The sequence below is a fragment of the Pedobacter sp. 01N416 genome (assembly GCF_056399685.1).
The window spans coordinates 1-2369 of record NZ_JBFTRT010000696.1 but is presented as its reverse complement, the minus strand read 5'-3'; the positions used below and the strand labels follow the sequence as shown (position 1 = coordinate 2369).

The window sequence follows — 2369 nt, the reverse complement described above, 5'->3', positions numbered from 1 at the left end:
ACCATGTACATATCCGCCAATAATACCTTCGCGGGTAATGTCTTCAGTATGCGCAAAAAATTCGTCAGGTAAGTGCATGGTAAACAAAGTATCTAAACGGGTTGCAAATTTCTTTTTGCCACCCATCATTTCAATCAGTGAAGCCGGATCCTGCGGAACAAAGAAACTGTAGTTCCAGCTGTTTCCTTCAATAAAACCCTGCCCTTCAGTATCTTTTGGATCAAATTGCTTTTTAAAAGAGCCATCTGCCAATTTAGGGCGCATGAAACCAGAAGCACTATCGTAGTTGTTTTTCCAGTTGTTAGAACGTTTGATAAATTCGTCGTAAACATCCATACGGTTTAATTTCTTGGCCAGTTGTGCAATCGACCAGTCATCGTAAGAATATTCTAAGTTATTGGAAACCGAAATGCCCGATTTTTCTGCCGGGATATAACCTTTATCCATATAATAGCCGATTCCCTCGTAGTCGCGGTGTTTTGCTGTTGCAATACAGGCATCCAATGCTTTGTTCGCATCGCCATTGTAGGTGCCTTTTATAATCGCATCAGAAATTACAGAAACACTGTGGTAACCACTCATGCACCAGTTATCGTTGGCATAATGCGACCAGATCGGCAACATGTGCAAACTACTCTGATCGTAATGCGCCATCATCGATTTTACCATATCATTACTTCGGCTTGGCTGCATAATATTAAAGAATGGATGTAAGGCCCGGTAAGTATCCCAAAGCGAGAATGTGGTGTAATTGGTAAAGCCTTCAGCTTTATGTATCCCCTGATCTAAACCTTTATACTCGCCATTAATATCGGTATAGGTTGTTGGATTGATAAAAGCATGATATAAAGCGGTGTAAAAATTGATTTTATTATCGTTAGAAGTAGTTACCTGTATTTTATTCAATTCTTTATTCCAGGTAGCCTGTGCCTGAGCCTTCACTTTTTCGAAATCCCAGCCCGAAGTTTCTGCACGCATATTTTGCAAAGCATTTTCCTGGCTAACCGGCGATAAAGCAAATTTAATTTTAATCTTCTCTCCTTCCTGGGTATCGAAGTCGAAGTACATTTTCAGTTTTTTGCCTGCAATTTCAGGAAAGTTCTGCTCCTGGTTAAACTTGCCCCAAAAGCCTCTATAAGCCTGTTTGGCATCGTAGCTTTTACGTCCGTAGCTTTTAAAAGGTTTAGAAAAGCTCATCGCAAAATATACGGTTCTGGTTCTGGCCCATCCATTGGTTTGGCGGTAACCGGTAATCAGGGTATCGTTCACTACGCGAACGTAAGTCCAAACGGTTTTTTCTTCGTAATTGTAAATACCGGCCATCAGATCGAGAATAATGTGYGATTGATCCGATTTAGGAAAAGTATATTGATGCATCCCTACCCTCGTGGTCGAAGTTAATTCGGCGGTAATGTTATCATCATCTAATTTTACTTTGTAATAACCGGCCTCTGCAACTTCATTGGTATGCGAAAATGCCGAACGGTAACCACTTTTCGGATCTGATGCAGTACCAGGATTCAATTGCAATTTACCTTGTGTAGGCATAATGAGAAAATCACCCAAATCGGAGTGACCAGTACCGCTAAAATGGGTATGACTAAAGCCGGTAATGGTTTTATCTTCATATTTATAACCCGCACAGTATTTATATACATCGCCATTGTATTTTCCGTTTACTTCGTAAGATAAAGTATCCGTTTCGGGACTTAGCTGTACCGAACCAAATGGAACTGTTGCGCCTGGATAAGTATGCCCCATTTTAGACGTACCAATAATGGGCTTAACATACTGCACCAGATTCTGTTRTGCCGATGTAACCAGGACCGATAGCAAAAGACAGGGCAGGATAATTTTTTTAATCATATCTTTTTAAAATTTAGCTTGTTTTGTTGAAAATTCTAAGGTATTAATTTATCTTCAAATATGTATAAAACATATAACTAAAACGTTTAAGTAAAATAAAAAATACATTTAATAAGCTTGAAGATACAATTTATTGCGGTTTCCCTTCAAGTTTCGAAAAGCTGAGTGATTTATGTGAGTTTTTTGTAATTGCCAAAGACCACAGACTTTATAATGTAAACCTGATGGAACGGAAAGCCCGGAGGTGAGGTATCCCGATTCATCGGGAAGGACTTGAAGGGATAGCAGGACTACTGACAGCCACTAACACCGGACCACCCATTTTCAAAATATTACTGAACACCTGAGCCACTTTAGCGCATCTAAGTGATAAGCAAGTTATTTAACAACCGCTTTTTACAAGTAACTGACTTGCTTTAAATAATTTCAGCTAAATAAACCTTATTTTTGCATCCAATATTTTTAAGATGAGTAAACACGGTAGAATTCTGGTTGCCATGAGT

Annotated in this window: 1 protein-coding gene; it reads right to left on the bottom strand. The window is 39.1% G+C overall.

Going from position 1 to position 2369, the window contains the following annotated elements; translation table 11 throughout:
- A partial coding sequence (locus AC1DND_RS25955; protein WP_477585483.1) for a GH92 family glycosyl hydrolase occupies nucleotides 1-1866 on the bottom strand: 1866 nt, incomplete at its 3' end.
- Nucleotides 1867-2369 lie beyond the last annotated feature (503 nt).